Genomic DNA, 25315 nt, shown 5'->3' with positions numbered 1-25315 from the left:
CGGCGCGAGTCGCGGGCACGCGACACGCTGTGTCGGATTTCCGCCTGCGCGCTACCTCGTCTGCGCCCGCTTGAGCTTTTCGACAAGAAAGTCTCGACCGCTGCGACGGGCGAATTCGGTGGCGTCGATTCCGAGGTCGTTGCGACGCCGCGCGTCGGCGCCCCGCGCCAGCAGGAGGTCCACGGCGGCCTCGGTGCCGTACTGGCTGGCCAGCATGAGCGGCGTCGACCGGTTCGGGCTTTCCGCATCGACAGGCGCCCCACGCTCCAGCAGCAAGGCCACGATGCGGGGCTCGGGCCCGGTGGCGGCATAGTGCAGCGGCGACCACCCCGGCTGATGGACCTTGGCGCCGCGCGCGAGCAGCTTCTGCACCCAGTCGAGTTCGCCCTTCAGGGCCGCCATCATCAGCGGCGTCTCGCCATGGGCATTGAGCGCGTCGACGTCGACCGCCGGCAGCGCCCACAGGGCCTCCACCACGGCGGGCGACTGGTCCCGCAGGGCCAGGTGCAGGGCGGTCTGACCTTGCGGATCGCGCGCATTGGGGTCGAAGCCCCGCTCCACGAGCTGCCGCACGGTGCGCGCATCGCCTTTGCGCACGGCACTGAAGAAGTCCTCAGACGAGCCGGCGTGGGCCGAAGAAATACACGCTATGACAATGAGATATATTGCATATTTGAAGTAATTCATCAGCATTTCTCCAGGCCGAACAGCAACTCGAAATTGCGGCTGGTGGCCTCGGCCACCGCTTCGACGTCCATCTGCCGTACCTGCGCGATCTGGCGTGCGACGAGGGGCACGTACGCCGGCTCGTTGGGCTTGCCGCGGTACGGCACCGGCGCCAGGTACGGGCTGTCGGTCTCGATCAGCATCCGGTCCAGCGGCACGAAGCGGGCCACATCGCGCAGGTCGGCCGCGTTCTTGAACGTGACGATGCCGGAGAACGAGATGTGGAAGCCCAGGTCGAGGGCCGCCCGGGCGACCTCGGCGGTTTCGGTGAAGCAGTGGAACACCCCGCCCGCCTGGTCCGCGCCTTCTGCGCGCAGGATCGCCAACGTGTCCTCGCTGGCGCTGCGGGTGTGCACCACCAGCGGTTTGCCGGTCTGCCGCGCAGCCCGGATGTGGGTGGCGAAACGGTCCCGCTGCCACTGCATGTCGGCCACGCTGCGCCCGGCCAGCCGGTAGTAGTCCAGGCCGGTCTCGCCGATGGCCACCACCCGGGGCCGGGCTGCCAGCGCGCACAGCTGCGTCAGGTCCGGCTCGTGCACGCCCTCGTTGTCCGGGTGCACGCCGACGCTGCACCAGAAGTTGTCGTAGGCCATGGCCAGGGCGTGGACCCGATCGAACTCCTCGATCGTGGTGCAGATCACCAGGGCGCGGTCGACATCGGCCGCCGCCATGGCGGCGCGGACCTCGCCGATGCGGCCGGCAAGGCCTTCGAAGGTGAGATGGCAGTGGGAGTCGACGAACATCGTGGCGGCGCGCGGGAAGGCGCCGCGAGTCTAGTGCGCTGCGGCGCCTAGATCGTCTGCGTGGGCTTGGCCGACTGGATGCTGGTGCCCAGCAGCTCTTCGATGCGCTGCTTGAGCACGCGCGTCTTCTCGTCCGTGGGGAAGCGGACGCCGACGCCCTGGGTGCGCCCGCCGGAGGCATTGGCCGGGGTGATCCAGCCCACCTTGCCCGCCACCGGATAGCGCTGCGGATCGTCCGGCAGCGACAGCAGCAGGTAGATGTCCTCGCCGAGCTTGTAGTCGCGCGTGGTCGGCACGAACAGGCCGCCGTCGGCGAACAGCGGGATGTAGGCCGCGTAGAGCGCGCCCTTCTCGCGGAACACCAGCTGGATGACGCTCGGCCGGCCTCCCGGCGCCGCGGGGGTCGCGGGCGTCTGGGCGGCAGGGCGCGCGGTGGCTTCGCTCATCGTGCGCCGAGTGTATCCACGGAGCCGCCCCGGGTGGGAGCCGGCGGCCGTGCCGTTTGCCACAGCGCCCTGGCCTGCGCCACCAGCGCCTCCACCCGCAGCGGCGCGTGCCACGGATGCTCGTCGTGGCGCGCCGCACGCACCAGCTCGCGCTGCCAGTCGGCCAGCGCCGCCATCGACGGCAGGCCGGCCGGCGCGGCGCTCGCCGGCGCCAGATCCTTCGGGTCGAAGTACGCCGGCTCGTCGCCGGCAGCCAGGCGCATGAGGTCGTGACACAGCTTGTGCAGCGCCTCGACCACGCGGGCCACCGGCCAGCCGGACAGCGTCGACGCGTCGCCGCGGCGCACCCAGGCCGGCACCCGGGCCCAGGTGGCAGCGTCGATGCCGTCCTGGTGCAGGCCCAGGGCCGCGTGCGGCAGCCCACCGGCCGCGCGCAGCAGCCCGGCGGCACCTCCTGCGCCGCTGGCGTCGAGCCAGGCCGCCGCCTCGTCGGGCCGCGGCCAGCCGATCGGCAGGCGCTGACAGCGGCTGCGTACCGTGGGCAGCAGTGCGTCGGGTTCGCTGGCGGTGAGCAGCAGGCGCAACAAGCCCGGCGGCTCCTCCAGCGTCTTGAGCAGGGCGTTCGCGGCCACGTCGTTCATCGCCTCGGCCGGATGGATCACCAGCACCTTGGCCCGGGCGCGCGAGCTGCTCACATGGGCCCAGTCGATCGCCGCGCGCACCGCGTCCACCTTGATGTCGCGGCTGGGCTTGGCCTTGGACTTGGACGTGCCGTCGGCCCCCTCCTCCATCGTCAGCCAGCCGAGCCGGACCGCCAGCGCCTCCGGCAGCAGCAGCCGCAGGTCCGGGTGCGCCCGGGCGGCCAGCAACTGGCAGGCGGCGCAGCGGCCACAGGCATGGCCTTCGCCGGTGGGCGATTCGCACAGCGCGGCATGGGCCAGGGCCAGGGCCAGTTCGAGCTGGCCCAGCGGGCCGGGGCCGTGCAGCAGCAGCGCATGCGAGCGCATCGACAGCCCGCGCTCGAGCGCGGGCGCGAGCCACGGCGGCAGCGAAGCCGGCCCGTCGCTCATGCGGCAGGCACGAGGCGTTCGACGGCCGCCACCACCTGGGCCCAGACCCGGTCAGGCGGCTGGTCGGCGTCGAGCCGGGCGAAGCGCTCCGGGCGGGCCTGGGCCCGCTGCGCATAGCCGGCGCGCACGCGCTCAAAGAAGGCAACGTCCTCGGACTCGAAGCGGTCCGGCGCCCTCGCGGCGGCGCGCCGCTGCGCGGCCACGGCCGCGGGCAGGTCGAACCAGCAGGTCAGGTCGGGTTGGCGGCCCTGCTGCACCCAGGATTCGAGCTGGGCCAGCACGCCGAGGTCGAAGCCCCGCCCCGCCCCCTGGTAGGCGAAGGTGGCGTCGGTGAAACGGTCGCACAGCACCACACCGCCGGCGGCCAGGGCCGGCTCGATCACGCCGACGAGGTGGTCGCGGCGTGCCGCGAACACCAGCAGCGACTCGGTCAGCGCGTCCATCGGGCGCTGCAGCACCATCTCGCGCAGCGACTCCGCCAGCGGCGTGCCGCCGGGCTCGCGGGTCACCGTGACGGCATGGCCCCGCTGGCGCAGCCAGGCGGCCAGCGCCTCGATGTGCGACGACTTGCCGGCACCGTCGATGCCTTCGAAGGTGATGAAGCGGCCGTGCGGGATCACTGGCCGCCGCGCTGGTACTTGTTCACCGCGCGATTATGGTCGGCCAGGTTGTCGGAGAAGACGCTCGACCCGTCGCCGCGGGCCACGAAGTACAGCGCCCTGCCCTTCTCCGGCTGCACCGCCGCCTTCAGCGACGCTGCGCCGGGCAGCGCGATCGGCGTGGGCGGCAGGCCCTTGCGCGTGTAGGTGTTGAAGGGCGTGTCGGCCAGCAGGTCGCGCTTGCGCAGGTTGCCGTCGAATGCGCTGCCCAGCCCGTAGATCACGGTCGGGTCAGTCTGCAGCGGCATGCCGATGCGCAGCCGGTTGGCGAACACGCCGGCGACCTTGGTCCGGTCGGCCTCGATGCCGGTTTCCTTCTCGATGATCGACGCCAGGATCAGCGCCTCGTCCATCGTGGCGATCGGCAGGTCCGGCGCGCGCTCGGCCCAGGCCGCTTCCAGCCGGGCCTGCATCGTGCGCATCGCGGTGCGCAGCACGATGAAGTCGCTGGCGCCCTTGCTGTAGTGGTAGGTGTCGGGGAAGAAGCGCCCCTCGGCCGGCACGCCCGGCCGGCCCAGCATCGCCATCACCTCGGCGTCGCTCTTGCCTTGCGTCGCCGGCTTCAGACCCGGCGCCTTGGCCAGGGCCTCGCGCATCTGGGCGAAGGTCCAGCCCTCGATGATGCGCACCGTCTCCATCTGCTGCTCGCCGCGCAGCATGCGGTCGAGCAGCTGGCGCGCCGTCGTGCCCTGCTCGATGGCATAGGTGCCGGCGCGCATCTGGTGCGCCCGGCCCGAGGCACGGAACCACAGCCACAGCAGCGTGGGGTCCACCTGCACGCCGGCAGCGGCCCATTGCTCGGCGACGGCGCGCGGCGACGTGCCGGGCTCGACGGTCAGCTCCACCGTGGCCGACGCCAGCGGCAGGGGCCGCTGCAGCCACCACCAGGCCAGCGCACCCGCGGCCACGCCCGCCAGCAGCACGATCAACAGCAGGTTGCGCAGCAGGCGCATCACGGCATCACCTGGAAGGCTCGGGGTTCATCGCGGCTCATGATAATCAGGCCATGAACGCGCTCGTTACCGCTTCCTTCGACGGGGCCGTGCGTCTGGCCGACTGGGGCGTGATCCGCGCCGCCGGCGCCGACGCCGCCAGCTTCCTGCACGGTCAGCTCACGCAGGACATCGTCGGTCTCGACCCCGGCGTGGCACGGATGGCCGGCTACTGCTCGGCCAAGGGACGGCTGCTGGCCAGCTTCGTCGTGTGGCGGCCCTCGCGCGACGAAGTGCTGCTCGCCTGCAGTGCCGACCTGCTGCCGGCCACGCTCAAGCGCCTGTCGATGTTCGTGCTGCGCGCCCAGTGCAAGCTCAGCGACGCCAGCGCCGAACTGCCGCTGTTCGGCGTGGCCGGGCCCGCCGCCGCCCTGCCGCCGGTGGCCTGGCGCTGGGCCGAGTCGCCGACCGGCCCGCGCATCCGCCTGCCCGACGCCGACGGCGTGGCGCGCGCGCTGGCCGTGGGCGATCCGGCCCTGCCCCCGCTGGACCCGGGCGCCTGGGCCTGGCTGGAGGTAGGCAGCGGCGCGCCGCGCATCGTGGCCGCCACTGCCGACCAGTTCGTGCCACAGATGGTCAACCTCGAGCTGGTGGGCGGGGTCAACTTCCAGAAGGGCTGCTACCCGGGCCAGGAGGTCGTGGCGCGCAGCCAGTACCGCGGCACGCTCAAGCGCCGCGCCCAGCTGTTCACGGCGCCGGTGGCTGCGGCCCCCGGACAGGAGGTGTTCCACGACGCCGACCCCGGGCAGCCGGCCGGCATGGTGGCCAACGCGGCTCGCTGGGGCGACCGCCACCGGCTGCTGGCGGAGGTGAAGCTCGCCGCCCTCGGACAGGGCGCGTTGCATCTGGGCGCGCCGGACGGCCCCGTGCTGCAGCGCGAGTCGCTGCCCTACGACCTGCCGCTGGACACGGCGGCGTGACGCCATCCCTGCCCGCATCGTCGCCGGGCCTGTTCATCTACTACCGGGTGCAGCGCGGGCATCTTGCCGACGCGGTGGCGGCAGTGCGCGCCCTGCAGGCCCGCTGGCAGGCCCAGGACGGCTCGCTGCGCTGCGAGCTGCTGCGCCGCACCGACGACGGCGGCACCGACGTGACGCTGATGGAAACCTACCGCCGCGACGCCGGCTTCGATGTGACGGCCCGACGCCGCATCGAGGACGAGGCCGCGGCCGCGCTGGCGCCGTGGCTGGCCGGCTCGCGCCACGTGGAGGTGTTCGAGCCATGTGCCTGATCGGGCTGGCCCTGGACGCGCATCCGCGCTACGGGCTGGTGATCGCAGCGAATCGGGACGAGTACTTCCGCCGTCCGGCCGAGGGTATCGACTGGTGGCGCCCGCACGATGCGGCGCCCTGGCTGCTGGGGGGCCGCGACCTGGACGGCGGCGGCACGTGGATGGCGCTGTCCGAGCAGGGCCGCGTGGCGATGCTGACCAACGTGCGCGACCCGGCGCGTCACCGGCCCGACGCCGCCTCGCGCGGCGCGTTGCCGGTGCAGTGGCTGCAGGCGTCCGGATCGGCGCACACGCTCTGGCCGACGCTCGCGGCGCGGGGCTGCAACCCGTTCAACCTGATCGGCGGCGACCTGCTTTCGGGCCACTGGTGGTGGGCCGACGACCGGGCGGACGCGCCGACGCCTCTGGCCCCGGGGCTGCATGCCGTGTCCAACGCGTCGCTGGGCACGCCGTGGCCCAAGGTACAGCGGCTGCGGCAGGCCCTGGCTGGCGCGCTCGAGGCCGCCGACGAGGCCCGGGGGCTGACCGACCGGCTGTTCGCGGCCCTCGCCGACCGCACCGGCGCCCCCGACGATCAGCTGCCCGACACCGGCGTGGGGCTGGCCCGCGAGCGGATGCTTTCGCCCGCGTTCATCCGCTCGGACGACGGCCACTACGGCACGCGCTGCAGCACGGTGCTGCTCGGCGAGCGCCGGGCGCAGGGATGGCGACTCGCGATGACCGAACGCAGCTTCGACCCCGGCGGCCAGGCGCACACCGAGCGCCACGTCGTGGTCGTCCTGCCGCTGCGCGGCGACACGCCGGTCCCGGTGCCGGCCGACGGCCCGCGCCCTGCGGTGCAGGTGCGCCGCCTCAGCCCAGCGGCAGCACCATTTCCTGGTGTTCGATGCCCGCTTCGGTGAACACGTCGCCGCGCGGCTTCCAGCCCTGGCGGCGATAGAAGTCGAGCGCGCTCACCTGCGCGTGCAGCATCGCCTCGCGGTCGCCACGCTCGCGCGCCGCAGCCACCAGCGACTCCAGCAGGCGCCGGCCGATCGACGTGCCGCGCATCGACGCCACCACCGCGAGGCGCCCGATGCGCCCGACCCCCGGCGCATGGCACAGCAGCCGGCCCGTGCCCAGTGCCGTACCGGCCCGATTGCGCGCCAGCACATGCACCGCGTCGGCGTCGGCGCCGTCGTGGTCGAGGGCCGCGTCGATGCCCTGCTCCTGCGTGAACACCGCGTGGCGCACGGCCGATGCCGCGTCGCCCAGCGCGGCCCAGGTGCCGACCTGCACGTCCACCATCGGCGCGCCGGTCTCGTAGGCTTCGAACCACTCGCGCAGCGCTGGCGGCACCGGGCGCGAGGTCTGCGTCGCCGGGTCGGCGAACACGTAGACCAGTTCGCCGTGCACGAGCCGGCGGTCGCCGCGGAACACCGCGCAGTGCAGCCGCATCGAGCTGCGCCCGATCGACGCGCAGCGCACGCCCACCTCGAGCTGCTCGTCGTAGCGCGCCGACGCCTCGTACTCGAGCGTGGCCTTGCGCACGTAGAGGTCGCCGCCCAGCGCCTGCATCGTGTCGTGGTACGGCATGGCCAGCGCCCGCCAGTAGCCGGCCACCGCGGTGTCGAAGTACATCAGGTAGTGGCCGTTGAAGACGATGCCCTGCAGGTCCACCTCGGCCCATCGCACGCGCGAGCGCTCGACGAAGCGGAAGTCCCGGCGCGTGGGCGCCGGTGCGGTTGCGGTCGAAGCGGCGGGTGCGTTCATGCGAAGTCCTTCCAGGCCTGCCGCAGCCAGTCGGCGGCGAATTGCTGGGCGGCGCCGGCCTGCGGCAGCGCGCGCCCCATCTTGATGAAGTCGTGCGTCACGCCGCGCACCAGGTCGAGCTCGACCGGCACGCCCGCCATGCGCAGCCGGTCGGCGTAGGCCAGGCCCTCGTCGGCCACCGGGTCGCACTCGGCGAGGACCACGCAGGCCGGCGCCACGCCGCAAAGATCGTCGGCAAGCAACGGCGCGAAGCGCCAGTCGTGGCGCTGGTCGCGGTCGATCACCTGGTCGAAGAACCAGTCGATCGTCACCGAGTCCAGCAGGAAGCCGTTGCCGAACAGGTGGCGCGACGGATGCGAGTCGTCGGCCGCGGTGCCGGGCGTGATGAGCAGCTGCGCGGCCAGCGGCAGCCCCGCATCGCGCGCGTGCAGGGCGCACACCGCCGCCAGCGTGCCGCCCGCGCTGTCGCCGCCGACGGCGAGGCGTCCCGGGTCCAGGCCCAGGGCCTGCGCGCCCGGCCCGGCCAGCCAGCGCAGCGCCGCCCAGGCGTCGTCCTGCGCGGCGGGGAAGCGGTGCTCGGGGCCGAGCCGGTAGTCCAGCGCCAGCACCGCGGCGTCGCTGCGCAGGGCCAGCTGGCGGCACAGGCTGTCGTGCGTATCCAAGCCCCCCACGACGAAGCCGCCGCCGTGCAGGTACAGCAGCACCGGCAGGCGGCCCGCGCCCGCGGCATACAGCCGCGCCGCCATCGGGCCGCCCGGACCGGGCAATTGCAGATCCTCGACGCGGGGCAGCGCCGCCCGAGGCAGGTCCAGCACCTCGGCGCCGCTGCTGTAGGCCAGCTTGGCCGCCCGCGCCGACAGCGTGTGGAACGGCGGGCGGCGCGCGCGCTGGATGCGGTCGAGCACGCCCTGCATGGCCGGCGTGAGCAGTCGTTGGGGACTCATCGGGCGCGAAGCATACTCACGCCATGGCCCACATCCAGTACCTGACGCAGATCCACCTCGACCCCGGTGTTGTCCGGTTGCTGCGCGCCGAGTGCGAACGCAGCGGCATCACGCGACCGCTGGTGGTGTCCGATGCCGGCGTGCGCGCCGCCGGCGTGCTGGACAAGGCCCTCGCCGCGCTCGGCGACCTGCCCCATGCGGTGTTCGACGGCACGCCGTCCAACCCGACCGAGGCCGCCGTGCGCGCCGCTTGCCGCGTGGCCGAATCCGAACGCTGCGACGGCCTCGTGGCCGTGGGCGGCGGCTCGAGCATCGACCTGGCCAAGGGCGTGGCCATCGCGGCCACGCACGCCGGCGCACTGAAGACCTACGCCACCATCGAGGGCGGCAGCCCGCGCATCACCCCGGCCGTGCTGCCGCTGATCGCCGTGCCCACCACGGCCGGCACCGGCAGCGAAGTGGCCCGCGGCGCGATCCTGATCGTCGACGACGGCCGCAAGCTCGGCTTCCACAGCTGGCACCTCGTGCCGCGCACCGCGCTGCTCGACCCCGAACTCACGCTCGGCCTGCCGCCGCTGCTGACGGCGGCCACCGGCATGGACGCGATCGCGCACTGCATGGAGACGTTCATGGCGCCCGCCGTCAACCCGCCGGCCGACGGGATCGCGCTGGACGGCCTGGCGCGCGGCTGGAAGCACATCGAGCAGGCCACGCGCCGCGGCGACGACCTCACGGCGCGCTGGAACATGATGAGCGCCAGCATGCAGGGCGCGATGGCCTTCCAGAAGGGCCTGGGCTGCGTCCATTCGCTGTCGCACAGCCTGGGCGGCGTGAACCCGGGGCTGCACCACGGCACGCTCAACGCCGTGTTCCTGCCCGCCGTGGTGCGCTTCAACGCACAGGCCGCGTCGGTTCAGCAGGACGATCGGCTGCAGCGCATGGCGCAGGCCGTCGGCCTGCCCGGCTGCGGCCACGACGGCCGCGAGCTGGCCGACGCCCTGAAGGCGCTCAACGCGCGCCTCGGCCTGCCCGCGGGGCTGGCGGCGATGGGCGTCGGGCGCGACCTGTTCGATCGCGTCATCGACGGCGCGCTGGCCGATCACTGCCACAAGACCAATCCGCGCGAGGCGTCGCGCGACGACTACCGGGCGCTGCTGGAACAGTCGCTGTAGCGCAGGGCCCCGAGGGCCGCACCAGCGTCTGACGAAAAAGGGCCCGGCAGTGCCGGGCCCCCTTGTCAGGCGTGGTCGGGTTCAGCCGTGCTTGGCCTCGAAGAACTGCTCGTCTTCCGTCGAGCCCTTCAGCGCCGCGGTCGACGCGTCGCGCTCGATCGTGGTGGTGACGGCGTCGAAGTAGCCGGTGCCGACCTCGCGCTGGTGCTTCACGGCGGTGAAGCCCCGCTCGGCGGCGGCGAACTCCTTCTCCTGCATCTCGACGAACGCCGACATGTTGTTGCGGGCGTAGCCGTAGGCCAGGTCGAACATCGAGTAGTTCAGGCTGTGGAAGCCGGCCAGCGTGATGAACTGGAACTTGTAGCCCATCGCGCCCAGCTCGCGCTGGAACTTGGCGATCGTCGCGTCGTCGAGGTTCTTCTTCCAGTTGAACGACGGCGAGCAGTTGTAGGCCAGCATCTTGCCGGGGAACTTGGCGTGGATCGCGTCGGCGTAGGCCTTGGCGAAGGCCAGGTCGGGCGTGCCGGTCTCGCACCACAGCATGTCGACGTAGGGCGCGTAGGCCAGGCCACGCGACACGGCCTGGTCCAGGCCCTTGCGGGTGCGGTAGAAGCCTTCGACGGTGCGCTCGCCGGTCAGGAACGGGCGGTCGTTCTCGTCGACGTCGCTGGTGACCAGGTCGGCCGCCTCGGCGTCGGTGCGCGCCAGCAGCACGGTGGGCACGCCCATCACGTCGGCGGCCAGGCGGGCCGCCACCAGCTTGGCCACGTTCTCGCGCGTCGGCACCAGCACCTTGCCACCCATGTGGCCGCACTTCTTGACCGAGGCGAGCTGGTCCTCGAAGTGCACGCCGGCGGCGCCGGCCTCGATCATGGCCTTCATCAGCTCGAACGCGTTGAGCACGCCGCCGAAGCCGGCTTCCGCGTCGGCCACGATCGGGGCGAAGAAGTCGATGTCGTTCTTGCCCTCGCTCCACTGGATTTCGTCGGCTCGCTTGAAGGTGTTGTTGATCTTCTTGACGACCTTGGGCACCGAGTCCACCGAGTACAGGCTCTGGTCGGGGTACATCTCGCCGTTGCTGTTGGCGTCGCCCGCGACCTGCCAGCCGGACAGGTAGATCGCCTTGAGGCCGGCCTTGACCTGTTGCAGCGCCTGGTTGCCGGTGAGCGCGCCGAGCGTGTTGACGAAGGGCTCGGTGTTGACGAGGTTCCACAGCTTCTCGGCACCGCGCTTGGCCAGCGTGTGCTCGATCTGCAGCGACCCTCGCAGGCGCACCACGTCGGCCGCGGTGTAGCCGCGCTTGATGCCCTTCCAGCGTGGGTTCTCCGCCCAGTCCTTCTCGAGGGCGGCGATCTGTTGTTCACGGGTGGGTTGGCTCATGGGTGCACTCCTGAGGGGGTTGGGAATGGCGCAAGCCTAACGGAGGTCGCCCCGAACTTTTAACTTATGTCTTATAGAAGACAAAAAATGTTTTCCAATGAAATCAATGCGTTAGTCATTCTGTGCCGCAATACGGAATTGTGTTGCTCTGCACAAAACGTGGCGGGCAGGCTGACCCGGCAGCCGTTCCACCATCCGAAAAGCCGCCCGGGTTCATGAAAAACACGGCGCCAAAAGCGGCGTGCGTAAGATGCGCCGCCGCTTTCCGGACGCCGACATGACCGACTTCGCCTACCGCTCCGACAGCCACTTCCTCAAGGCGCCGGCTGTCACGGACCAGCCCTTCGCCGTGGCCGGCATTGCCTGGGACGGCTCGACGACCAACCGTCCCGGCGCGCGCTTCGGCCCCCGTGCGATCCGGGAGGCCAGCCACATGCTGTGCGACGGCACCCACCCGTGGTTCGACGTGACGCCGCTGGGCCACCTCGGCGATGCCGGCGACCTGGCCCTGCCCAACACCAGCCTCGAGACGATGCGCGCGGCGCTGGGCCCGCTGGCGGCCGGGCTGATCCGGCGCCACCACATGGTGTGGCTGGGCGGCGACCACTCGATCACCCTGCCGTTGCTGCGCGAATACCGCCGCCATCTCGGCCGGCCGCTGGCCGTGCTGCACTTCGACGCCCATTGCGACACCTGGAAAGACCACTTCGGCGAGCCCAGCGGCCACGGCACCTGGGTCTACGAGGCGATGCAGGAAGGCCTGGTCGTGGACGAGTGTTTCGTGCAGGTGGGCATCCGCTCGGCCGGCGAACGGGCGGCGCGCGAGTACGTGCGCGAGCGCGGCGGCGCCATCCACACCGCGCGCGACCTGCGCGGGCGCGACCATCCCTCCGAACTGGCGCCGCTGCTGGACGACCTGCGTGCCCGGATGGCACGGCACGGCATGCCGCCGCTGTACGTCAGCCTGGACATCGACTGCCTCGACCCGGCGTTCGCCCCCGGCACCGGCACGCCCGAGCCGGGCGGCCTGAACACCGGCCAGGTGTCGTCGATCCTGGAGGGGCTGGCCGGCCTGCCCTGCGTCGGCATGGACTGCGTCGAGGTGGCGCCGCCCTACGACCACGCCGAGCTGACCAGCTACGCAGCGGCCCAGTTCGCCTGGACCTATCTGTGCAGCCGGCTGGCGCCGCCGGCCTGATCCGCGGCGGCGCTCTTGATGCACCGCAACATCGCGGCGGTGCCGAGGGCAAGAATGCGGCTCCAGGAAGGAGCCTCACATGCCGCAAGTCACTGTCCGGCGCGCCGACCGGGCGCGAGTCCTGGCCCCCGTCACCCTGCTCGAGTTCGAAGCCCTCGATCGCACGCACGGCGAGGTGATCCAGGCCCTGAGGGAACTCGAACGCCTGCTCGACCGGCTGGATGCCGACGATGTCGATGCCGATGCGCGCGCCATGGCCCGCGTGCTGTGCGGGTTCTTCGACGGCACCGCCCGCATCCATCACGAGGACGAGGAGCGCGTGGTGTTTCCGCCCCTGCTGTCGGGCAGCGACGCCGAGCTGATCCAGCACGTGCGGCGCCTGCAGCAGGACCACAGCTGGCTGGAAGAGGACTGGCGCGAGCTGCGCCCGCAGCTCGAGGCCATCGCCGAGGGCATCGACCTGCACGACGCGCAGACGCTGCGCCAGATGGCCACCGTGTTTTCCGCGCTGTACGTCGAGCACATCGCGCTGGAGGAATCGCTGATCTACCCCGCGTCGCGCCTGTGCCTGACGGCGGCGGAGATCGCGCAGCGCCGGCGCACCCAGGCGCCGCTCTGACGCCCCGCGCCGCGGCCGCGCCTCAGGCGTCCTCGAGCGACATCGCGGTGGTGCGCTTCACCGTGCGCAGCACCAGCATCGAGTTCGAACGCGCCACGCCGGGCAGGCGCATCAGCACGTCGGTGTGAAAGCGCTCAAGGTCCTCGGCGTCGCGATAGGTGAAGCGGATCAGGTAGTCGTTGGCACCGGCGACGTAGTAGCAGTCGAGGATGCGCGGCTGCGCCTTGACGGCCTGCTCGAACACGTCGAGTGCATCGCCCGCCAGGGTCTCGAGGTTGACGATGGTGAAGCTCGTGCCCGGCTGCCCCACCGCCTTGGGATCGAGCAGCGCCACGTAACGGGCGATGACGCCCGACTCCTCCAGCTGCTTCACGCGCCGCAGGCAGGCCGACGGCGACAGGTGCACGCGCTGCGCCAGGTCCAGGTTGGAGAGCCGCCCATCGGTCTGCAGCGCCTCGAGGATGGCCACGTCGATCGCATCGAGTTGCGCAGTCCTGTTCTTGTTTCGCATGAAATGCCGCCGAATGACTTGTTTTCGACATCATATTGCATGGCACAGGGTTTGCCCCTCGCGATTGCGCAACCCTATTGCGCATCCGGTTGCCTAGACTGACCACCAACCACCGCCGCACACTGCGGCCCACCGAACTTCGGAGACAGCCCATGGCCGAGCGCATGGACGCGTACTGGATGCCCTTCACCGCCAACCGGCAGTTCAAGAAGGCACCTCGCCTGCTGGCGCGCAGCGAAGGGATGTACTTCTACACGCCCGAGGGCCGCCAGATCCTCGACGGCGTGGCGGGCCTGTGGTGCGTCAACGCCGGCCATGCGCCGTCCAAGGTGGTGAAGGCCATCGCCGAGCAGGCCGGTGAACTGGACTACGCGCCGCCGTTCCAGATGGGCCACCCCAAGGCGTTCACGCTGGCCGAGAAGGTGGCCGGGCTGGCGCCCGCGGGCATGAACAAGGTGTTCTTCACCAACTCGGGCTCCGAGGCGGTGGAGACGGCGCTGAAGATGGCCATCGCCTACCACCGCGTGCGCGGCGAGGCGTCGCGCACGCGGCTCATCGGCCGCGAGCGCGGCTACCACGGCGTCAACTTCGGCGGCATCTCGGTGGGCGGCATGGTGGCCAACCGCAAGATGTTCGGCACGCTGCTGGCCGGCGTGGACCATATCCGCCACACGCACGACCCGGCGCGCAACGCCTTTACCGTGGGCCAGCCCGAGCACGGCGCCGAGTTCGCGGACGACCTCGAGCGCCTGGTCGCGCTGCACGACGCGAGCACCATCGCCGCGGTCATCGTCGAGCCCATCGCCGGCTCCACCGGCGTGCTGCTGCCGCCCAAGGGCTACCTCGAGCGCCTGCGCGCCATCTGCGACAAGCACGGCATCCTGCTGATCTTCGACGAGGTCATCACCGGCTTCGGCCGCACGGGCAACCCGTTCGCGGCCCAGACCTTCGGCGTCACGCCGGACATGATCACCTGCGCCAAGGGCATCACCAACGGCGCGGTGCCGATGGGCGCGGTGATCTGCCGCCAGCACATCCACGACGCGTTCATGCAGGGCCCGGAACACCTGATCGAGTTCTTCCACGGCTACACCTACTCGGCCCACCCGCTGGCCTGCGCAGCCGGCCTGGCCACGCTGGAGACCTATGCCGACCTCGGGCTGCTGACGCGTGCGCAGCAACTGTCGGGCACCTTCGCCGACGCGGTGCACTCGCTGCGCAACCTGCCCAACGTGATCGACGTGCGCAACTTCGGCCTGGTGGGCGGCATCGAGCTGGCGCCGCTGCCGGGCGAGCCGGCCAAGCGCGCCTTCAACATCTTCCTCGAATGCTGGGAACAGGGCGTGCTGGTGCGCACGACCGGCGACACGGTGGCGCTGTCGCCGCCGCTGATCATCGAGAAGGGCCACATCGAGCGCATCATCGACGTGCTCGGCGCGGCGATCCGCAAGCACGCCTGAGGCCAGGCCCGCCGGATCCGAACCCGAAGGACGCTGCCTAGCGCATACCTGCATGTCCCTCCTCGACACCGATCGCGAGCTGACGCGGCGCTCCTGGTACGCCGCCACCGCGCCCCGAGCCGCGGCCCATGCGCCGCTGGCGCCCGGCGACCATGCCTGCGACGTGGCGGTGGTAGGCGCCGGGCTGGCCGGCCTGTCGGCGGCGATCGAGCTGCGCGATCGCGGCTTCGACGTGCTGCTGCTCGAGGCCGACGCGGTGGGCCACGGCGCCAGCGGCCGCAACGGCGGTCAGGCCATCTACGGCCTGGCCTGCGACATCGGCACCATCGAGACCCAGCTCGGCCAGGACGCCGCGAAGCAGGTCTTCGGCATGTCGATCGAGGCGCTGGACCTGGTCCGTCAGCGCATTGCGCGCTTCGGCATCGACTGCGAATGGCGCGACGGCTATCTGGGCGTGGCGATGAGCGAGCGCAAGGCGCGCGACCTGCGCGCCGAGGCCGATCTGCTGTCCTCGCGCCATGGCCACGAGCTGCGCTGGATCGAGGGCCGGTCGCTGCGTGACTGGATCGACAGCCCCCGCTACGTGGCCGGCGTCCACGATCCGCGCTCGGGCCATCTGCATCCGCTGAAGTACACGCTGGGCCTGGCGCAGGCGGCCGCGTCGCTCGGCGTGCGCGTCCATGAAGGCACGGCCGTGACGCGGATGTCGTCTCAGCCGGACGCCGTGCGCCTGACCACCGATGGCGGCGCCACGGTGCGGGCGCGCCACGTGGTGCTGGCGGGCAACGTCTACCTCGGCGAGTTCGGCCCCACGCTGGCACCGGCGCTGGGCGGGCGCATCATGCCGGTCGGCACCTACATCGTGTGCTCCGAGCCGCTCGGGCCCGACCTGGCGCGGTCGCTCATTCCGTGCGGCGCCGCCGTCTGCGACAACAACTTCGTTCTCGATTACTTCCGGACCACGCCGGACCACCGCCTGCTCTATGGTGGCCGCGTGAGCTACAGCACCCGCACCCCGCACGACCTGGACCGGTCGATGGCCCGGCGCATGGCCGAGACTTTCCCCCAGCTGGGCGTGCGCGAGGTGGAATACGCCTGGGGCGGCTTCGTCGACATCTCGATGAGCCGGGCGCCGGACTTCGGCCGCCTGCCCGGCCACGGCGACCGGGTCTACTACTTGCAAGGCTTCTCGGGGCACGGCCTGGCCCTCACCGGCCTGGCGGGCCAGCTGGTGGCCGAGGCGGTGGCCGGCGACGCGTCGCGCTTCGACGTGTTCGCGCGGCTGAAGCACCGCCCGTTCCCGGGCGGCCAGGCCCTGCGCACGCCGGCCCTGGTGCTGGGCATGGCGTACTACCGACTGAGGGACCTGCTGTGATGTCGCACGACGAATCGTCCAAGCCGGTGGTGCTGGTACCGGCCTGCAACCGGGTCCATGGCGGGCACCCGTTCCATGTCGCCGGCCACAAGTACGTCGACGCCGTGCGCCTGGCGGGAGGCCTGCCGCTGGTCGTGCCCGGGGCCGACGTGGGCGACATCGACACGCTGCTCGACATGGCCGACGGCGTGCTGCTGACCGGCTCGCCGTCGAACGTGCATCCCGGCCACTTCGGCCAGGACGTGCACGACCCGTCGCTGCCCCTGGACGAGGCCCGCGACGCCTGGACCCTGCCGTTGGTGCGGCGCGTGCTGGAGCGCGGCGTGCCGCTGCTGGCCATCTGCCGCGGCGCCCAGGAGACCAATGTCGCGCTGGGCGGCAGCCTGCACCAGGCGGTGCACGAGGTCGCGGGCCACCTGGACCATCGCGACCCGCACGACCAGCCGCTGGACGTGCGCTACGGGCCGGCCCATTCGGCCGACGTGGTGCCCGGCGGCGTGCTGTCGCGCCTGCTGCAGCAAAGCCGCATCCAGATCAATTCGCTCCACGGCCAGGCGGTCGACCGCCTCGCGCCCGGCCTGCAGGTCGAGGCGCTGGCGCCCGACGGCGTGGTGGAGGCCTTTTCCCGGCCGGGCGCGCCCGGCTTCAATCTCGCCGTGCAATGGCACCCGGAGTGGCAGGCGGCGGGCAACCCGGTCTCGATGGCCCTGCTCGGCGCGTTCGGCGCCGCCTGTGCCGAGTACCGAAACCAGAAGAACAGGTGACCCCATGGTCCAGAGAGAACAGATCACATTCAGCGAGCTCGAGAGCTGGCTCAACCAGCGCCGCGTCACGGAGATCGAGTGCCTCGTGCCCGACCTGACCGGCGTGGCACGCGGCAAGATCCTGCCGCGCGAGAAGTTCACCGAAGACCGCGGCATGCGCCTGCCCGAAGTGGTGGTGGCGATGGGCGTGACCGGCGAATTCCCCGAGGAGGGGCCGTACTACGACGTCATCTCGCCCACCGACCGCGACATGCACCTGCGGCCCGACCCGAGCACGGTGCGCATCGTGCCCTGGGCGGTGGACCCGACCGCCCAGGTCATCCACGACTGCTACGACCGCGACGGCGGCCTGGTGCCCTACGCGCCGCGCTCGGTGCTGCGCCGCGTGTGCGACCTCTACGACAAGCGCGGCTGGGACCCGGTGGTCGCGCCCGAGCTCGAGTTCTATCTCGTGGCCCGCAACACCGACCCCGACGTGCCGCTCAAGCCGCCGGTGGGCCGCAGCGGACGCAGCGAGACCTCGCGCCAGGCCTACTCGATCGACGCGGTCAACGAGTTCGACCCGCTGTTCGAGGACGTCTACGACTACTGCGAGAAGATGGAACTCAACGTCGACACCCTGATCCACGAGATCGGTGCCGGCCAGATGGAGATCAACTTCTTCCATGCCCATCCGCTGGGCCTGGCCGACGAGGTGTTCCTGTTCAAGCGCACGGTGCGCGAGGCCGCGATGCGGCACGACATGTTCGCCACCTTCATGGCCAAGCCGATCGCCGGCGAGCCGGGCAGCGCGATGCACATCCACCAGAGCGTGGTCGAGAAGGCCACCGGCCGCAACATCTTCAGCCACGAGGACGGCACGCCGACGCCGGAGTTCTTCTGGTACATCGGCGGCCTGCAGCGCTACATCCCGGCGGCCATGGCCCTGTTCGCGCCCTACGTCAACTCCTACCGGCGCCTGGCGCGCTTCTCGTCGGCGCCGATCAACATCCAGTGGGGCACCGACAACCGCACGGTGGGCATCCGCTCGCCGGTGGCGTCCGCGGCCGCGCGCCGCATCGAGAACCGCGTCATCGGCGCCGACGCCAACCCCTACGTGGCGCTGGCCGCCACGCTGGCCTGCGGCTGGCTCGGCATCCAGAACCGCATCGATCCGTCGCCCGAGTGCAAGGGCGACGCCTACCTCGGCGAGTACGCGCTGCCGCGCAGCCTGGGCGAGGCACTGGCCCTGCTGCGCGCCGAGACCGACCTGGCCGAGGTGCTCGGCAAGGAGTTCGTCACCGTGTACACCGAGATCAAGGAGATCGAGTACGCCGAATTCATGAAGGTGATCTCGCCCTGGGAGCGGGAACACCTCTTGCTCCACGTCTGAGGACCGACCCATGAACGCCGTCCCCCTGCCCTCCACCGGCCGCACCACCCAGCAGTGGCAGGCCGCCGACGCGGCCCACTTCCTGCACCCCTTCACCGACTTCCAGTCGCTCGCCCGCAAGGGCTCGCGCGTGATCGCCCGCGCCGAGGACATCTACCTCTGGGACACCGAGGGCAAGAAGATCCTCGACGCGATGAGTGGCCTGTGGTGCGTCAACGTCGGCTACGGCCAGCGCGCGCTGATCGACGCCGCCACGCGCCAGCTCGAGACCCTGCCCTTCTACAACGCGTTCTTCCAGACCGCCACGCCGCCGGCCATCGAGCTGGCCGAGCTGCTGGCCGAGGTGACGCCGCCGCAGTTCCAGCACGTGTTCTTCTCCGGGTCCGGCTCGGAAGGCAACGACACCGTGGTGCGGATGGTGCGACGCTACTGGGACATCCTCGGCCAGCCGCAGCGGCAGGTGATCATCAGCCGCCGCAACGCCTATCACGGCTCCACGATGGCCGGTGCGTCGCTCGGCGGCATGGCCGGCATGCACGCCCAGGGCGGGCTGCCGATCCCCGGAATCGTGCACATCGACCAGCCCTACTGGTTCGAAAATGGTGCGGACCTCACCGAAGCGGAGTTCGGCCTGGCCTGCGCGCGCCAGCTCGAGGCGAAGATCCTCGAACTGGGCGCCGACCAGGTGGCCGCCTTCATCGGCGAGCCGATCCAGGGCGCGGGCGGCGTGATCGTGCCGCCTTCCACCTACTGGCCCGAAGTCCAGCGCATCTGCGACCAGTACGGCGTGCTGCTGGTCAGCGACGAGGTCATCTGCGGTTTCGGCCGCACCGGCCGCTGGTTCGGCTGCGAGACCATGGACACCCGCCCCGACCTGATGACCTTCGCCAAGGGCGTCACCAGCGGCTACATCCCGCTCGGCGGCGTGATGGTCGGCGACCGCGTGGCCAAGGTCCTGATCGAACAGGGCGGCGAGTTCAACCACGGCTACACCTATTCGGGCCATCCGGTGGCCTGCGCGGTGGCGCTGGCCAACATCCGCCTGATCCGTGAACGCGGCCTCGTCGAGCGCGTCCACGACGACGTCGGCCCGTATCTGGCCGACGCCTATGCCCAGCTGGCCGAGCATCCCCTCGTGGGTCAGGCCCAGACCTGCGGCCTGATGGGGGCGCTGCTGCTCGTGAAGGACAAGGCCGGACCGCGCGGCGGCACGCCGTTCGACCCGGCGCTGGAGATCGGCATGGTCTGCCGCGGCCACTGCTTCCGCGAAGGCCTGATCATGCGCGCCGTGGGCGACCGCATGATCATCGCCCCGCCGCTGATCATCACGCGCAGCCAGATCGACGAGATGGTCGAACTGATCCGCCGCTGCCTCGATCTGACGCTGGCCGACGTCCGGCGCCAGGGTTGGGACCGCTGATTGAGCATTCCCCCCAATGGCTTGCCGCTTGCCCGCACCTAGACTGTCCGACTGACCGATCCACTTCCCCCACTTCACTGCCCCGGAGGTCCTCGCATCATGGCCAAACCGCTCTCGTCCCTGCTCACGGCTGTCGCCGCCGTGGCGCTTGCCCTCGCCGCCACGGCCCCGCGGGCGCAGGAAGAGGAGAAGGTGCTCAACATCTACAACTGGTCCGACTACATCGGCGAGGACCTGATCAAGAAGTTCGAGGCCGAGACCGGCATCAAGGTCCGCTACGACAACTTCGACAACAACGAGATCGTCCATGCCAAGCTGGTGGCCGGCAAGACGGGCTACGACATCGTCGTGCCGTCGTCCAACTGGGCCAAGCTGCAGATCGACGGCGGCCTGCTGCAGAAGCTGGACAAGTCCAAGATCCCGAACCTGCGCAACGTTGACCCGGCGATCAATGCCCAGCTGTCCAAGATGGACCCGGGCAATGACTACCTCGTCAACTGGCTGTGGGGCTTCACCACGGTGGGCATCAACGTCGACAAGGTCAGGGCCGCGCTGGGCAGCATGCCGATGCCGGCCAACGTGTGGGACCTGGTCTTCAAGCCCGAGTACATCAGCAAGATGAAGGGCTGCGGCGTGTCCTTCCTCGACTCGGCCACCGAGGTGGTGCCGGCCGCCCTGCACTATCTGGGCAAGCCGCCGTTCTCCAGGAACCCGGGCGACTACACCGCGGCGGCCAACGTGCTCAAGGCCGTGCGGCCGCATGTCACGCTGTTCAGCTCGTCGGGCTACATCAACGACATGGCCAACGGCTCGATCTGCCTGGCTCTGGGCTGGTCCGGCGACATCAACATCGCGCGCCAGCGCGCCATCGACGGCAAGACCGGCCAGAACATCCAGGCCCTCGTGCCGGCCAACGGCGGCCTGCTGTTCTTTGACACGATGGTGATCCCGGCCGACGCCGCGCGCCCCGGCAACGCGCACAAGTTCATCAACTTCATGCTGCGCCCGGAGAACGCCGCGGCCAACACGAACAAGGTGTTCTACCCGAACGCGGTGCCGGAGTCGCGCAAGCACATCCGTGCCGAAGTGGCCAACAACCCGACGGTGTTCCTGCCGGCGGCCGAGATGGCCAAGATGGTGCCGCCCGACGCGCTGAACAACGACCTGCGCCGCCTGATGACCCGCACCTACACCTCCTTCAAGACCGGCTTGTGAGCTTCCTGCGCATCGAGGGGCTGACGAAGGACTTCGACGGCTACAAGGCCGTCAACAACGTCAGCCTCGACATCGACAAGGGCGAGATCTTCGCCCTGCTCGGGCCGTCGGGCTGCGGCAAGAGCACCTTGCTGCGCATGCTCGCCGGCTTCGAGACGCCGACCTCGGGCCGCATCGTGCTCGACGGGCAGGACCTGGCCGAGGTGCCGTCGTACAAGTGCCCGATCAACATGATGTTCCAGAGCTACGCGCTGTTCCCGCACCTCACGGTGTGGGACAACATCGCGTTCGGCCTGCGCCGCGAAGGCGTGCGCCGGCCCGAGCTCGACGAGCGCGTGGAGGCCATGCTCAAGCTGGTGCAGCTCGGCAAGTTCGCCAAGCGCAAGCCGCACCAGCTGTCGGGCGGCCAGCAGCAGCGCGTGGCGCTGGCTCGCAGCCTGGCCAAGCGGCCGCAGCTGCTGCTGCTCGACGAGCCGCTGGGCGCGCTCGACAAGAAGCTGCGCGAACAGACCCAGATCGAGCTGGTGAACATCATCGAGCAGGTGGGCGTCACCTGCGTGATGGTCACGCACGACCAGGAAGAGGCCATGACCATGGCCTCGCGCATCGCCGTCATGAGCGAGGGCCGCTTCCTGCAGGTGGGCGCGCCGTCGGACATGTACGAGACGCCGGCCACCCGGTTCGTGGCCGACTTCATCGGCAACGTCAACCTGATGGACGGCACGCTCGACGTCGATGCCGAGGACCACTGCGAGATCGCCTGCACCGACGTGCGGCACTACCTCAGCCACGGCATCACCGGCACGCAGGGCATGCCCGTCACGGTGGCCCTGAGGCCCGAGAAGATCCGCCTGTCGCGCGCGGCGCCCGAGGACACCCGCGTCAACGCGGTGCGCTGCACGGTGCGCGAGATGAGCTACTTCGGAAGCTTCACGGTGTTCCACCTCACGCTGCCCGGCGGCGGCTCGCTCAAGGTGAGCCAGGCCAACGTCGACCGCCATCCCACCGAGCGCCTGTCCTGGGGCGACGAGTGCTGGGCCCACTGGGACGGCTGGGCCCAGGTGGTGCTGACCCAATGAAGCGCATCGCAGCCCTCCTGCGCGGGCGCACGGCCGTCATCGGCGTGCCCTACGTGTGGCTGCTCGCGTTCTTCCTGGCGCCGTTCCTGGTGCTGGTGAACATCAGCGTGTCCGAGATGGGCATCGTGCGCCCGAACGACCTCGTGGCCGTCAAGGACGGCGTGGTCACGGTCAGCCTGAAGTTCGCCAACTACGTGTTCCTGGCGGCCGATGCGGTGTACTACAAGTCCTACCTGGCGAGCCTGAAGTACGCCGCGTGGACCACCCTGCTGTGCCTGCTGATCGGCTACCCCTTCGCCTACTTCATGGCACGCGCGCGGCGATCGCTGCAGCCCGCGCTGCTGATGGCGGTGATGCTGCCCTTCTGGACCTCGTTCCTGCTGCGCGTCTACGCCTGGAAGGGCCTGCTCACCACCGACGGCTGGGTGTCCGACCTGATCGTCGGCCTCGGGCTGGACCAGCTGCTGCTGGCCGCCGGCCTGATCTCCACCCCCGGCAAGCTGATGAACACGCCGTTCTCGCTGGTGCTGGGCATGACCTACACCTACCTGCCCTTCATGATCCTGCCGCTGTACGGCAACCTGTCCAAGATGGACCTGCGCCTGCTGGAGGCCGCGCGCGACCTCGGCGCGTCGCCCTGGGTGGCCTTCTGGACCGTCACCGTGCCGCTGTCCAAGGCCGGCATCATCGCCGGCTCGATGCTGGTGTTCATCCCCTGCGTCGGCGAGTACGTGATCCCCGAGCTGCTCGGCGGCCCCGAGACGCTGATGACCGGCAGCGTGGTCTGGACCGAGTTCTTCTCCAACAACGACTGGCCGCTGGCGTCGTCGCTCGCGGTGTCGATGATCCTGCTGATCCTGGTGCCGCTGGCGATCTTCAACAAGTACCAGGCCGAGGCCCAGGAGACACGGCGATGAAGTCGGGTGTCTGGTTCGGTCGGGCCTGGCTGGCGGCCGGCTTCGTGTTCCTGTACCTGCCCATCGTGGCGCTGGTGCTGTTCTCGTTCAACGACTCGCAGCTGCCCAACGTGTGGCGCGGCTTCACGCTCAAGTGGTACGCCGCCCTGCTGGAGGACCGCGAGATCCTGCAGGGCTTCTGGATCAGCCTGAAGATCGCCTTCTTCACCGCCTGCGGCTCGGTGGTCCTGGGCACGCTGGCCGCGTTCGCGCTCGTCAAGTACCGGCGCTTCTCCGGCCGCACGCTGTTCTCCGGCATGGTCAACGCGCCGCTGGTGATGCCCGAGGTGGTGGTGGGCCTGTCGCTGCTGCTGATGCTGGTGAGCGTGCAGAACGCGATCGGCATCCCCGAGAAAGGCGCGCTCACGATCTGGATCGGCCATCTGCTGCTGGGCATGGCCTACGCCACCGTGGTGGTGCAGGCCCGGCTGCAGGACCTGAACCCGCAGCTCGAGGAGGCCGCGCTCGACCTCGGCGCCCGGCCGCACCAGGTGTTCTGGCTCGTCACGCTGCCGATGATCGGCCAGTCGCTGGCATCGGCCTGGCTGCTCACCTTCACGATCTCGCTCGACGACGTGGTGCTGTCGGCCTTCCTCACGGGGCCGGGCGCCACCACGCTGCCGCTGGTGATCTTTTCGCGCGCCAAGCTCGGCCTGAATCCCACCGTCAACGCGGTAGCCACCGTCACCGTGGTCATCGTCGCCATCGGCGTCATTGCGGCCAGCTACCTCATTGCCAACGCCGAGCGCCGTCGACAGCGCGAGATGGCGGCGGCCTTCCGAAGCTGAGCGCAGCCTGCGCCAGGAACCCACCGACTTCGCCCACCCCTTTCACTCCAGTCACGAGGACCCACACCATGTACAAGAGCACCCTCCGACTCACCGTCCTGGCCGCTGCCCTGGCCGGCGCGTTCCCTGCGCTGGCGCAGACCAATGCCGAGGTGCTCGCCGAGCTCAAGGCGCTGCGGGATCGCGTCGCCGACCTCGAGCGCAAGCTGCAGGCGGCCGAAGCCGCCAAGCCGAAGGACGGGCAGTGGGGCATGACGCCCGAACAGGCCCGCGAGCTCAACCGCGTCACCGTCAAGGCCGAGGCGCTGGAGGACTCGCGCGACGCGCAGGGCATGAAGAACCTCACGATCAGCGGCTACGCCGATCCGACCTACATCTTCAACCGGCGCCAGAACCGCGGCGGCTTTCAGTTCCTCAACAGCGTCTCGGACGACGGCTACAACTACGACAACTCGTACTTCGGCGCCGTCGCACTCGATTTCCAGAAGGAAACCGATTCCGGTACCCGCTACCGCCTGACCCTGGTGCCCAACCGCGGCACCGATTCCGTGATCGGCAACGGCGGCATCGTCCACGAGGCCACGATCTCGGTGCCGATGACGGACCTGCAGACGCGCTTCATCGCCGGCCACATGCCCGACTGGAGCGGCTACGAGTACCTGCAGCCCACGCTGAACAAGCTGATCACCCACAACCTGCTGTTCGACTTCACGCTGCCCACCGCCTACACCGGCGCCGGCGTCGACATCACGCGCGGCAAGTGGTGGTACCGGGCCATGATCGCCAACATGAACGCGTCGAAGAACGCGGCCGGCGAGAAGGCGCCCGTGCTGGCTTACCGCGTGGACTACTCGCGTGGCGAGTTCCAGGGCTTCGGCTTCGCCGGCGTGCACGGCAAGGCGGCCAACTTCACCGAGAACGTGATCGACCCGGGCACGGGCGAGGTCATCGGCCAGCCGAACTCGCGCCTGGACCTGTTCGAGTTCGACGCGTACTTCATCCGCGGCGACGTCACGGTCCAGGGCCAGGTGAGCCTGGGGCAGCAGAAGAAGGCGTCCATCACGCCGGCGGCCGACGGCTCGCTGCGCGATTCCCGCTGGTGGGGTCTGTCGGCCCTGGCGGCCTACAAGTTCGATCCGCGACTCGAAGGCATCGTGCGCGTGGACTACCTGAACAACAAGAAGAACGGCGGCGGCCTGCTGGGCTACACGTCGGCCGACGACCGCAACGGCATCGGCCCCGACATCAACGGCGACCTGAACAAGGGTGCGAACCGCAGCGCCCTGTCGCTCGGCATCTCGTACGCGATCAACCTCGAGACGACCTTCAAGGCCGAGTACCGCATCGACCGCGCCAACCTGCCGGTGTTCTACGACGTGAAGAGCGGTGGCTATCGCAAGAGCAACCAGATCTTCGGCACGTCGGTCGTTGTCGCGTTCTGAA

General features: G+C 70.3%; 26 protein-coding genes. 16 read left to right on the top strand and 10 right to left on the bottom strand.

Going from position 1 to position 25315, the window contains the following annotated elements; all coding sequences use genetic code 11:
- Window positions 1-51 precede the first annotated feature (51 nt).
- Genes AC2EAQ_RS01545 through mltG form a run of 6 tightly spaced genes read right to left on the bottom strand, consistent with a single transcriptional unit; the run spans window position 52 to window position 4597 of the window.
- On the bottom strand, window positions 52-687 hold the full coding sequence (locus AC2EAQ_RS01545; RefSeq protein WP_484639931.1) for an ankyrin repeat domain-containing protein: 636 nt from the start codon (window positions 685-687) through the stop codon (window positions 52-54).
- Window positions 687-1469, bottom strand: coding sequence for a TatD family hydrolase (locus AC2EAQ_RS01540; RefSeq protein ID WP_484639930.1), 783 nt, complete (start codon window positions 1467-1469; stop codon window positions 687-689). The genes AC2EAQ_RS01545 and AC2EAQ_RS01540 overlap by 1 nt, the downstream gene beginning before the upstream one ends.
- Before the next feature lie 47 nt (window positions 1470-1516).
- Window positions 1517-1915 (bottom strand): PilZ domain-containing protein, encoded by a 399-nt coding sequence (locus AC2EAQ_RS01535; RefSeq protein WP_484639929.1) that lies wholly within the window; start codon window positions 1913-1915, stop codon window positions 1517-1519.
- Entirely contained in the window at window positions 1912-2985 is a 1074-nt protein-coding gene (locus AC2EAQ_RS01530; RefSeq protein ID WP_484639928.1) for a DNA polymerase III delta subunit-related protein, read from the bottom strand. The genes AC2EAQ_RS01535 and AC2EAQ_RS01530 overlap by 4 nt, the downstream gene beginning before the upstream one ends.
- Window positions 2982-3602 (bottom strand): dTMP kinase, encoded by a 621-nt coding sequence (tmk, locus tag AC2EAQ_RS01525; protein ID WP_484641131.1) that lies wholly within the window; start codon window positions 3600-3602, stop codon window positions 2982-2984. Before tmk ends, AC2EAQ_RS01530 begins: the two co-directional genes overlap by 4 nt.
- Entirely contained in the window at window positions 3602-4597 is a 996-nt protein-coding gene (gene mltG, locus AC2EAQ_RS01520) for an endolytic transglycosylase MltG (RefSeq protein WP_484639927.1), read from the bottom strand. The genes tmk and mltG overlap by 1 nt, the downstream gene beginning before the upstream one ends.
- A 53-nt stretch (window positions 4598-4650) precedes the next feature.
- Between mltG and ygfZ the strand changes: the two genes are divergently transcribed.
- The 3 genes from ygfZ to AC2EAQ_RS01505 are packed head-to-tail and all read left to right on the top strand — an operon-like array spanning window position 4651 to window position 6769.
- A complete protein-coding gene (gene ygfZ / locus AC2EAQ_RS01515; RefSeq protein WP_484639926.1) occupies window positions 4651-5556 on the top strand; it encodes a CAF17-like 4Fe-4S cluster assembly/insertion protein YgfZ in 906 nt (301 codons plus the stop codon).
- Window positions 5553-5867, top strand: coding sequence for a DUF4936 family protein (locus tag AC2EAQ_RS01510; protein WP_484639924.1), 315 nt, complete (start codon window positions 5553-5555; stop codon window positions 5865-5867). The genes ygfZ and AC2EAQ_RS01510 overlap by 4 nt, the downstream gene beginning before the upstream one ends.
- Complete coding sequence (locus AC2EAQ_RS01505) at window positions 5858-6769, top strand: NRDE family protein (RefSeq protein ID WP_484639923.1); 912 nt, start codon at window positions 5858-5860, stop codon at window positions 6767-6769. The genes AC2EAQ_RS01510 and AC2EAQ_RS01505 overlap by 10 nt, the downstream gene beginning before the upstream one ends.
- On the opposite strand, the gene AC2EAQ_RS01500 is transcribed toward AC2EAQ_RS01505, so the two are convergent.
- Window positions 6720-7619 carry a YbgC/FadM family acyl-CoA thioesterase gene (locus AC2EAQ_RS01500; protein ID WP_484639921.1) on the bottom strand — a complete coding sequence of 300 codons (900 nt, stop codon included), beginning with the start codon at window positions 7617-7619 and terminating at the stop codon, window positions 6720-6722. The two genes, AC2EAQ_RS01505 and AC2EAQ_RS01500, sit on opposite strands and share 50 nt — an antisense overlap.
- Window positions 7616-8563, bottom strand: coding sequence for an alpha/beta hydrolase (locus tag AC2EAQ_RS01495; RefSeq protein WP_484639920.1), 948 nt, complete (start codon window positions 8561-8563; stop codon window positions 7616-7618). Before AC2EAQ_RS01495 ends, AC2EAQ_RS01500 begins: the two co-directional genes overlap by 4 nt.
- 23 nt (window positions 8564-8586) lie before the next feature.
- On the opposite strand from AC2EAQ_RS01495, the gene gbd reads away from it, so the two are divergent.
- Window positions 8587-9735 (top strand): 4-hydroxybutyrate dehydrogenase, encoded by a 1149-nt coding sequence (gene gbd / locus AC2EAQ_RS01490; protein ID WP_484639919.1) that lies wholly within the window; start codon window positions 8587-8589, stop codon window positions 9733-9735.
- Between the two features lie 81 nt (window positions 9736-9816).
- On the opposite strand, the gene aceA is transcribed toward gbd, so the two are convergent.
- A complete protein-coding gene (gene aceA / locus AC2EAQ_RS01485) occupies window positions 9817-11115 on the bottom strand; it encodes an isocitrate lyase (protein ID WP_484639917.1) in 1299 nt (432 codons plus the stop codon).
- 250 nt (window positions 11116-11365) lie between these two features.
- On the opposite strand from aceA, the gene AC2EAQ_RS01480 reads away from it, so the two are divergent.
- Together AC2EAQ_RS01480 and AC2EAQ_RS01475 are read left to right on the top strand one after the other, a co-directional pair.
- Window positions 11366-12313, top strand: coding sequence for an agmatinase (locus AC2EAQ_RS01480; RefSeq protein ID WP_484641130.1), 948 nt, complete (start codon window positions 11366-11368; stop codon window positions 12311-12313).
- Between the two features lie 79 nt (window positions 12314-12392).
- On the top strand, window positions 12393-12932 hold the full coding sequence (locus tag AC2EAQ_RS01475) for a hemerythrin domain-containing protein (RefSeq protein ID WP_484639915.1): 540 nt from the start codon (window positions 12393-12395) through the stop codon (window positions 12930-12932).
- 22 nt (window positions 12933-12954) lie between these two features.
- On the opposite strand, the gene AC2EAQ_RS01470 is transcribed toward AC2EAQ_RS01475, so the two are convergent.
- Complete coding sequence (locus AC2EAQ_RS01470; protein WP_484639913.1) at window positions 12955-13443, bottom strand: Lrp/AsnC family transcriptional regulator; 489 nt, start codon at window positions 13441-13443, stop codon at window positions 12955-12957.
- 152 nt (window positions 13444-13595) lie between these two features.
- Between AC2EAQ_RS01470 and aptA the strand changes: the two genes are divergently transcribed.
- The 10 genes from aptA (at window position 13596) to AC2EAQ_RS01420 (ending at window position 25314) form a co-directional block, all read left to right on the top strand.
- Window positions 13596-14903: an omega-aminotransferase AptA gene (gene aptA, locus AC2EAQ_RS01465; RefSeq protein ID WP_484639911.1), complete on the top strand. Its 1308-nt coding sequence runs from the start codon at window positions 13596-13598 to the stop codon at window positions 14901-14903.
- 52 nt (window positions 14904-14955) lie between these two features.
- Entirely contained in the window at window positions 14956-16278 is a 1323-nt protein-coding gene (locus AC2EAQ_RS01460; protein ID WP_484639910.1) for an NAD(P)/FAD-dependent oxidoreductase, read from the top strand.
- Complete coding sequence (locus AC2EAQ_RS01455) at window positions 16278-17042, top strand: gamma-glutamyl-gamma-aminobutyrate hydrolase family protein (RefSeq protein WP_484639909.1); 765 nt, start codon at window positions 16278-16280, stop codon at window positions 17040-17042. The genes AC2EAQ_RS01460 and AC2EAQ_RS01455 overlap by 1 nt, the downstream gene beginning before the upstream one ends.
- A 4-nt stretch (window positions 17043-17046) precedes the next feature.
- Entirely contained in the window at window positions 17047-18414 is a 1368-nt protein-coding gene (locus AC2EAQ_RS01450) for a glutamine synthetase family protein (RefSeq protein WP_484639908.1), read from the top strand.
- A gap of 10 nt (window positions 18415-18424) precedes the next feature.
- Window positions 18425-19834 (top strand): aspartate aminotransferase family protein, encoded by a 1410-nt coding sequence (locus AC2EAQ_RS01445; RefSeq protein WP_484639907.1) that lies wholly within the window; start codon window positions 18425-18427, stop codon window positions 19832-19834.
- Between the two features lie 99 nt (window positions 19835-19933).
- Window positions 19934-21049: a polyamine ABC transporter substrate-binding protein gene (locus tag AC2EAQ_RS01440; protein WP_484639906.1), complete on the top strand. Its 1116-nt coding sequence runs from the start codon at window positions 19934-19936 to the stop codon at window positions 21047-21049.
- Window positions 21046-22128 carry an ABC transporter ATP-binding protein gene (locus AC2EAQ_RS01435; RefSeq protein ID WP_484639905.1) on the top strand — a complete coding sequence of 361 codons (1083 nt, stop codon included), beginning with the start codon at window positions 21046-21048 and terminating at the stop codon, window positions 22126-22128. Before AC2EAQ_RS01440 ends, AC2EAQ_RS01435 begins: the two co-directional genes overlap by 4 nt.
- Window positions 22125-23045 (top strand): ABC transporter permease, encoded by a 921-nt coding sequence (locus AC2EAQ_RS01430; RefSeq protein WP_484639904.1) that lies wholly within the window; start codon window positions 22125-22127, stop codon window positions 23043-23045. Before AC2EAQ_RS01435 ends, AC2EAQ_RS01430 begins: the two co-directional genes overlap by 4 nt.
- Entirely contained in the window at window positions 23042-23872 is an 831-nt protein-coding gene (locus tag AC2EAQ_RS01425; protein ID WP_484639903.1) for an ABC transporter permease, read from the top strand. Before AC2EAQ_RS01430 ends, AC2EAQ_RS01425 begins: the two co-directional genes overlap by 4 nt.
- Window positions 23873-23940: 68 nt before the next feature.
- The gene (locus AC2EAQ_RS01420; protein ID WP_484639902.1) at window positions 23941-25314 is read left to right on the top strand and encodes a DUF3138 family protein; all 1374 of its coding nucleotides are present in this window, start codon (window positions 23941-23943) and stop codon (window positions 25312-25314) included.
- Window position 25315: the final 1 nt, after the last annotated feature.

This window comes from Aquabacterium sp. T101 (genome assembly GCF_057219775.1).
This window is presented reverse-complemented; position numbering and strand designations above follow the sequence as displayed.